General features: G+C 48.5%; 5 protein-coding genes and 1 pseudogene. 4 read left to right on the top strand and 2 right to left on the bottom strand.

Annotated elements, in window-relative coordinates:
* The first annotated feature begins 358 nt into the window (after positions 1-358).
* On the top strand, positions 359-856 hold the full coding sequence (rraA, locus tag AAKU64_RS16410) for a ribonuclease E activity regulator RraA (RefSeq protein WP_354332886.1): 498 nt from the start codon (positions 359-361) through the stop codon (positions 854-856).
* A 7-nt stretch (positions 857-863) separates the two neighbouring features.
* Here rraA and AAKU64_RS16405 read toward each other — a convergent pair whose 3' ends face one another.
* Positions 864-1142, bottom strand: a complete 279-nt coding sequence (locus tag AAKU64_RS16405; protein ID WP_354332884.1) for a cupin domain-containing protein — start codon at positions 1140-1142, stop codon at positions 864-866.
* Between the two features lie 107 nt (positions 1143-1249).
* On the bottom strand, positions 1250-2170 hold the full coding sequence (locus AAKU64_RS16400; RefSeq protein WP_354362463.1) for a LysR family transcriptional regulator: 921 nt from the start codon (positions 2168-2170) through the stop codon (positions 1250-1252).
* A 179-nt stretch (positions 2171-2349) separates the two neighbouring features.
* On the opposite strand from AAKU64_RS16400, the pseudogene metE reads away from it, so the two are divergent.
* The 3 genes and pseudogenes from metE (at position 2350) to AAKU64_RS16385 (ending at position 8469) form a co-directional block, all read left to right on the top strand.
* A pseudogene (gene metE / locus AAKU64_RS16395) lies at positions 2350-4670 on the top strand (5-methyltetrahydropteroyltriglutamate--homocysteine S-methyltransferase).
* A gap of 388 nt (positions 4671-5058) precedes the next feature.
* A complete protein-coding gene (locus AAKU64_RS16390) occupies positions 5059-5901 on the top strand; it encodes a TatD family hydrolase (protein WP_354332879.1) in 843 nt (280 codons plus the stop codon).
* A 3-nt stretch (positions 5902-5904) separates the two neighbouring features.
* Entirely contained in the window at positions 5905-8469 is a 2565-nt protein-coding gene (locus AAKU64_RS16385; protein ID WP_354362462.1) for a DNA internalization-related competence protein ComEC/Rec2, read from the top strand.
* Positions 8470-8483 lie beyond the last annotated feature (14 nt).

Genomic DNA, 8483 nt, shown 5'->3' with positions numbered 1-8483 from the left:
CCAGACAGTGCGCCGGAGCGTGCGGTGGGGCTGGTGGTGAGGTAATCCATCAAATGTATTTCCGTGAACGTGGGCTTGTTGATGTTGATAAATTAATGGTAGTAAATCAATGGCAATAAATTAATGTTGATAATTTTATCATGACATTTTATAAAGAAAGAAGGATGGGTGCAAAAAAGTATTTACTCTTGATTCATGCCAGATTTATGCAAAAATGATGAATTGCCGCATAAGTTGTGTAGTATTAAATATACTAATGGTGAGTATATTTAATCGTCCATATGTTTTCTGGTCAAAACGGCATATTTTGTAAAAAATAGGGGGAGTATATGATTTCTATCGATTTTGGGAGAATCAAATGAGTCTGTTAACTTGTGATATCTGCGATGCATATGAAGATAAAATCGCCAGCGGCGAGCTACAAGTTTTTACGCCTATTTTTAAACAATTCGGTCGCAAGACGCAATTTGCCGGACCTGCCGTCACGCTAAAATTGTTTGAAGAAAATGTGCTGGTACGAAATAAGCTAGAAACCCCTGGCAACGGTCGTGTACTGGTCGTTGATGGCGGCGGCAGTCTGCGTTGCGCGCTGGTGGGTGGCAATCTCGCCAAACTGGCGGAGCAAAACGGCTGGGCTGGCATCATCGTCAATGGTTGTATCCGCGATGTGGAGGAGATTAATGCCTGCGAGATCGGCGTACGTGCTTTGGCGGCGTTCCCGGTTAAAAGTGCCAAACGTAATGCGGGGCAACAAGATGTGCGTGTCCGGTTTGCTGGCGTAACCATTGACACTGGTGACTGGATTTATGCAGATGCGGATGGCGTGCTGGTGTCGCCTGTGGCGCTGGAGAATTAATTCGCTTTCAAGCTGCTTTAACCCAAAACACCACGGTTGAAGTTTTCTCTGCAAAGCGTTCCGCATGTGCTACACCGGCGTCAATCACGCACCATTCGCCTGCATGAAACGCTTTTTCTTTGCCGCCACTGGCGACAAACATCGTGCCTTCGGTGACCATGACATAAATCGGGGTTGGATGTGTGTGTGGCTCTCTGGTCTGATGCTCACGCGTTGCAAACGTGACGTCACACTGTTCGCTGGTGATTTTGCTTAAATTGAGTAAGGTGTCTGGAATGTGTGCCATGGTGTTAACTCGCGCAAGGTTGGAGGCAAAAGTGTAGCATCGAGAGACAAACCGGTTTGGATGCTACAAAAATCTCTGCATGGGTAGCGGTATCAAATCAATCGGCATTAAATCAATTCCACGCTCTGCAAATTCAAATAACTGCTTTCTCGTATGGTCTTCACAAAGTCAGTCAAATAGGCTTTATCCGCCAGCTCTGGCAAGCAAGCTGCATATAGTTTGCCGGTCAAGCCATCAGCCGTAATCCGTTTAGGTAAAACATAATCCCGGTTCACATAATTTTGCGCCGCCCAGACGGGTAGGGTGGCGATGCCGCGTTTGCTGGCGACCAGTTGCAACATGGCGACGGTAAGTTCTGTGGTGCGTCTGGCTACTTCTACGCCAGCGGGTTTGAGCACTTGCCGCACGATATCTAGCATCTCATCGGGTACCGGATAGGTGATTAAAGTATCGGTCGCAAAATCTTGCGCCACCAGATAATCACGCGTTGCCAGCGCATGGTCTTTGGCGAGTAGGGCGACAATTTCAAACCGGAATAAAGGGTGGTAGCTGACGCTCTCATCATGATCAATCTCTGCCACAATCGCCACATCGGCACGGTTGCTATACAGCAGGCCAACCGGATCGGCCTGAAATCCAGAGACGATATCCAGATCGACCTCTGGCCAGCGATGACGGAATAAATCCATTGCGGGCATGAGCCAGTCAAAACAGGTGTGGCATTCCACCGCAATCCGTAATTGCCCGGCAACCCCTTGCGCCAGACGCGCCAGATCGCGCTCGGTATTGGCGATTTGTGGTAACATAGCGTCGGCCAGTTGTAGCAGTCGTTCTCCTGCTGGTGTAAAACGTATCGGCGTCGATTTGCGCTCGAACAAGGCGCTGCCGTGGTGCTCTTCCAGCAATTTGATTTGGTGTGACAGCGCAGATTGCGTCACATTTAACAGGGTCGCAGCGCGCAACAGATTGCCAGCCTCACGCAAAGCGTGCAGGGTTTTGAGGTGCCGGACTTCCAGTATTGATTGCATAAGCTTGCTCGGCTATGGATTTTGGTTTGAGTTTTAGTTTGAGTTCGAGTTCGGGTGTGAATTTGATGTTGAAAATCATTTTCACTATGAATGAAATTCAAGTTGATTCTTAAAATTTATCGTTTGAATCATAAACGACGTTGCACCATCATGACAACACTTAGATAAAAGGAGTTGTCATGGCATCAGCACATATTTTGGGATTTCCGCGCATCGGTGCGCAGCGTGAATTGAAATTTGCGCAAGAAGCTTTCTGGCGTAAAGAATTGTCCGAAGCGGCATTGCAAGATATCGGCAGTGATTTGCGGGCGCGACACTGGAGCGTGCAGCAGCAAGCCGGTCTGGACTATGTCAGCGTTGGCGACTTTGCCTGGTATGATCAGGTATTAAATACGCTGGCATTACTGGGTGCTTTGCCGACACGATTTGGTTTTGATCCGCAGGCTTTGTCCTTAGAAAATTATTACAGCGCCGCGCGCGGTAATAGCGCCAATGTCGCGATGGAAATGACCAAATGGTTTGATACTAATTATCATTATCTGGTGCCAGAATGGACTACTGATACCCGCTTTGATGGCGGCGTTGATTGGTTATTTGATGAGCTTGCACAAGCCCAAAAATTGGGACATGTCGCCAAGGTGACGTTGATCGGGCCGATCACTTTGCTCTATCTGGGCAAGATCAAAGGCGACGCAGGTAAACAGCTTCAGCATAAACTTGATTTACTGCACAAGATAGTTCCGGCTTATCAAAAAGTCCTGGCGCGCTTGCAAGCTGCCGGGGTGGAATGGGTGCAAATCGATGAGCCGGTTTTGTCGCTAGATCTGGATCAGCAATGGCAAAAAGCGTTTCAGCCTGCGTATGTCGCGCTGGCAAAGACGGCACCAAAAATTTTGCTGGCAACCTATTTTGAGGCGGTAACAGACTATGCAGATTTATTGCATCAATTGCCGGTAGCAGGCCTTCATCTTGATCTGGTGAGAGCGCCACAACAACTGGCAGACTTTCTAACCAATGGGACGCAAGCATGGCCAAAACACGTGTTTTATCTGTCGGTGTGATTGACGGTCGCAATATTTGGCGCGCTGATTTGTCTGCTTTACTCCAACAATTGCAGCCTTTGCAAAAACAATTGGGCGATCAATTATGGATTGCATCGAGTTGCTCGCTGCTGCATGTGCCGGTTGATCTGGCGACCGAGACAGCGCTCGATGCTGACTTAAAAAGCTGGCTCGCATTTGCGACACAAAAGCTCGATGAGATCGTCGCCTTAAAACAAGCCTTAAACGGACAAGCAGCCTCGGTCATTGCCCACTTTACTGCATCGCAAATCGCCACCCATAAACGTGCTACCTCGACCCGTATTCACAATCCTTTAGTCAAGCAAAGAGTCGCTGGCGTTACCGCTGCGGACGCAGAACGCCAAAGTGCATTTCCGCAGCGGATTGTAAAACAACAGGCACGTTTTCAACTACCTTTGTTCCCTACTACGACGATAGGCTCTTTCCCACAAACGAAAGAGATCCGGCAAGCGCGCGCTGCTTACAAACGCGGCGATCCCAGTCATCTGGATTATCTTGATGCGATGCGCGCTGAGATCAGTTTGGTAGTGGAGAAGCAAGAGCAATTGGGAATTGATGTGCTGGTACATGGCGAGCCAGAGCGCAACGACATGGTGGAATATTTCGGTGAGCAACTGTGGGGTTATGGCTTCACACAAAATGGCTGGGTGCAAAGTTATGGGTCGCGCTGTGTTAAGCCGCCGTTTATTTATGGCGACGTGTATCGGCCAGAGGCCATGACAGTCGCCTGGAGCGCCTATGCCCAAAGCCTGACGGACAAAACCATGAAAGGCATGCTGACCGGCCCCGTGACGATGTTGCAATGGTCGTTTGTACGCGATGATCAGCCACGCGCCACGACAGCCTTACAAATCGCATTGGCGTTGCGCGATGAAGTCTGTGATCTGGAAAAAGCAGGCATAGGCATGATACAAATTGACGAACCCGCTTTCCGCGAAGGTTTGCCATTACGCAGCCGCGATTGGCCCGCGTATCTGGATTGGGCAGTACGCGCTTTTAAAATCAGCGCATCCGGCGTACCAGACGATACACAAATCCATACCCACATGTGCTACTCAGAATTCAATGATATTTTGCCTTGGATCGCCGCCATGGATGCCGATGTCATCACGATAGAAACCTCGCGCTCAGATATGGAATTGCTAGACGGTTTTGGCGATTTTTCTTATCCCAACGATATCGGCCCGGGCGTCTACGACATCCATTCGCCACGCGTAGCCAAGGTCAGCGAAATACAAAGGCTGCTGCAAAAAGCGCGCAGCGTTTTACCAGACCGCCGGCTTTGGGTAAATCCAGACTGCGGCTTGAAAACCCGCGACTGGCCAGAGACGATTGCAACATTAGAAAACATGGTGCAAGCCGCCAAACTCTTACGAGCAAGCGTAGCGGATCATGAGGAGCATCTGGATTGTTGCTGAGCTAAATTATTGCTGAGGTAAACCTTAGAGAGTTAGAGCTGCCAGAGGTTGCGTTTTTATATCAATCTCTGGTAGTCATCTTGGTGCGGAAGATTTTGCATCTCTCGTCCAATATTACTTTCAATATTAATTCAATATACTCCCCTAATATTTTTTAATAAATGCCGTATTGTCCAATGATTATATGGGCAATATAAATATACCTACTACCAGTATATTTACAATGCTTGTTGCGAAATCGTTAGAAGTTCATTGACGATATGATTTATTTTTCCTCTGGGTATCGATGATTAGTTAGCAAGATCAGGCGGTATAATCCTAGGATGCTCCCAAATCCAATTCATCCTGCATATCAAGATCAAAAGCAAGATCAAGCCAAGGCAATGCCATGTGGATAGACACGCACTGCCATTTAGATGCGATGGAATTCGATGGCGCGTCGCTAGCGGTGGCTGATGCTGCCGCACAAAAAGCCGTGTCGGCGATTGTGATTCCTGCTGTTCATCCGAGTAATTTTGAGGCGGTGACAAGCCTGGCGCAGCAACGCAGCGATTGCTTTTATGCCTTGGGCATTCACCCCATGTATGTACCGACTGCGCAAGAAAGTGATTTGCAGCTATTGCGTGAGAAGGTGTTGACACTTATGTCAAGTGATGTAGGCAACACAGAAGACGGTGCCATAACGCGTTTTGTGGCAATCGGTGAAATTGGCTTGGATTTTTTTGTCCCTGAATTAAGCCAAAGTCCATTACGCGAGAAGCAGGAATTTTTCTATGTCGAACAATTAAAAATCGCCCGTGATTTTGGTTTGCCGGTGTTGCTGCATGTCAGACGATCGCAAGATCAGATACTCAAATATTTACGCAGAATTAAAGTCGTTGGCGGCATTGCGCATGCATTTAATGGCAGCCAGCAGCAGGCGCAGACGTTTGTTGATTTAAATTTTAAATTGGGCTTTGGCGGCGCGATGACTTACACCCGCGCTCTGCAGATCCGGCGCCTGGCAAGCGGTTTACCAATATCTGCCATCGTGCTAGAAACAGACGCGCCAGATATCTCTCCTAGCTGGTTGCACCCAGCGATCAATAGCCCCGCAGAATTGCCGCAGATCGGTGCAGTATTGGCAGAATTGCGCGGGATGACAATCACGCAAATTGCCGCGCAGACTACCGCCAACGCGCTGGAAGTTTTACCCCGGTTGCCGCGCTCACTTCGTTCACTCATAGCTTAAACGATGCGGGCAGCGATCATCAGTTTTGTCATTGGTGTCGCTTGCTTGCAGCAACAGGCGGCGCTGCTGGACAGTTTTGACTTGACTGTGCTGGCGGTGATTAGCCTGATGTGCATAGTGCTCACTTCTTTGCTGAGTCCTGTCATCAATTCATGGCTTTCTGAGCGGATTATTTCTTCAGTTTTTTATCGCGTCTTCAATTTATGCGCTAAGTGTATAGGTGCCGCTGGCTTGGGTTTTGTTTGGGCAAGCGCATTTGCGCATTTTTATCTAGTGCAAGAATTACCCACCGTTTGGGAGGGCAAAGATATTATTGTCGTTGGTACGATAGACAGCTTGCCATTTCAATTTGAACAGGGTGTACGCTTTAATTTTCTAGTAGAGCAAGTTCTTGCTGACAACGATGGAGACGAGCAAAAACCAATCGTGCCATCGAAAATTGCCTTGTCTTGGTATGCGCCACTGAGATCGCCAAATAGCACCGTTGCTGTGGTGCAGCCGGGCGAACGTTGGCGACTGACAGTCCACTTGAAGCGACCGCACGGCAACGCAAATCCTGATTCTTTTGATTATGAGGTGTGGCTGCTGGAGCAAGGCTTACGCGCTACCGGTACGGTACGGAATAACTTGGTAAGTAATAATTTAGCGCTTGCCGATCCTATGGAAACTGATTCTGCACTTACTGATTCGGTGACTAATTCAGTCGCTTATTCAACGATTAACTCTAATCAGCGTATAACGCCATTTGTATGGAGTATTAGCAATCTGGTTGAACGCGGCAGAGCAGCTTTGCGTACGCGTATCCATGCAGCTTTGCCTGAGCACACTTATGCGGGCGTGCTGGTGGCGTTGGCGGTGGGTGACCAGCGCGAGGTCGCGCAATCTGACTGGAAAGTGTTCAACAGAACGTCGGTAGGGCATCTTTTCTCCATCTCAGGATTGCATATTACTATGGTGGCGGGTTTGTTTGCTGGCTTGATCTATTGGTTATGGCGTCATTCATTTTTTCTTAGTCATGTTTTAAAAAAACCATTATCGATTCGCTTACCTGCGCAAAAAGCAGCGGCATTGGCCGGTGTGTTAATGGCCTTAATCTATGTCGCTTTGGCGGGATTCGGTGTGCCAGCACAACGCACTTTGTACATGCTGAGTGTGGTTGCGTTGGCCTTGTGGTGTGGACGTCTGACGAGTATTTCGCATGTGCTTTGTCTTGCCTTGGGTGTGGTCGTTGTACTTGATCCCTGGGCGGTATTGTGGCCGGGATTCTGGTTGTCATTCGGTGCGGTAGGTATTATTTTATTTGCGTCTGTTGGTCGTGTATCTTCTTCAAAACCAGTCAGCTGGCGTGGTCGTCTATTTAGCATGTTGCGTGCCGCTACCTTCACTCAATATGTGGTGACTATTGGCTTGGTGCCTCTGACCTTATTACTGTTTGGACAGCTATCTTTTGTCGGCCCAGTAGCAAATATGCTGGCGATTCCCTTGGTGAGTTTTATCGTGACTCCGCTCGCTTTATTGGGTAGCGTACTACCTGCACCGATGAGTTCTTGGGTACTGGAGCTTGCGCATATTTGTGTCGAGTTTCTTGCCCGATTTTTAGATTATTTAAGTACTCAAAGTTTTGCGGTATTTACTACGCCAATGCCGCCATTATGGATGGCAGGGATGGCGATGCTGGGTGTTTTGTGGCTACTGGCGCCACGCGGATGGCCTTTGCGCTGGCTGGGTATTTTCTGTTGTTTGCCATTGATCTTTCACCGGGCAAGCCAGCCAGTTGAAGGTGAAATGACGGTAACCGCGCTGGATGTAGGGCAGGGTATGAGTTTGTTGATAGAGACGGCTCACCATCGCTTGCTATATGACACCGGCCCCTCTTATTCGCCCGAGTCGGATGGAGGTAGCCGCGTGATCGTGCCTTACTTGCGAGCGAGGGGTATTTCATCTTTGGATGGTGTGATGATTTCGCATAATGACAGCGACCATTCCGGCGGTGCTTTAAGTATTTTTAAAGAGATGCAAATTGCTTGGGTGAGTAGTTCATTAGCCAGTGATAGCCCTGTGGTTTTGGCTGCCATAAATCATCGTCGCTGTTTAGCTGGGCAGGCCTGGTCTTGGGACGGTGTGGAATTTGAGGTTTTGCAGCCAGCATCAGCCAGTTATGAAAGCCAGAAGTGGAAGCCAAACGCCCGTAGTTGTACTTTAAGAATTTCTACTAAAACCCATTCGATGTTGTTGGCTGGTGATATCGAGGCAATTCAAGAGGATGAGCTGGTGAATAGTATTCCCGCTAAATTGCGTGCCGACGTATTGCTCGCACCGCATCACGGTAGCGGGACCTCTTCTACCCCTGCATTTTTACAGACAGTGCAGCCTCAGTTGGCAGTATTTCAGGTCGGTTATTTAAATCGTTACCATCACCCCAAACCAGAAGTATTTCAACGATATGCCGATTTTGGAATAAAACGTCTAAGAACAGACGAGGCTGGTGCAATCACATTACAATTCGGCACTGAATTGCGCTTTTCTGAATATCGTAGCGAGCATCGTCGTTATTGGTATCAAAGGTGATTGCCCTACCTACC

The sequence above is a fragment of the Undibacterium sp. GrIS 1.8 genome (genome assembly GCF_040544445.1).
Taxonomy (GTDB): Bacteria; Pseudomonadota; Gammaproteobacteria; order Burkholderiales; family Burkholderiaceae_D; genus Undibacterium.
This window is presented reverse-complemented; position numbering and strand designations above follow the sequence as displayed.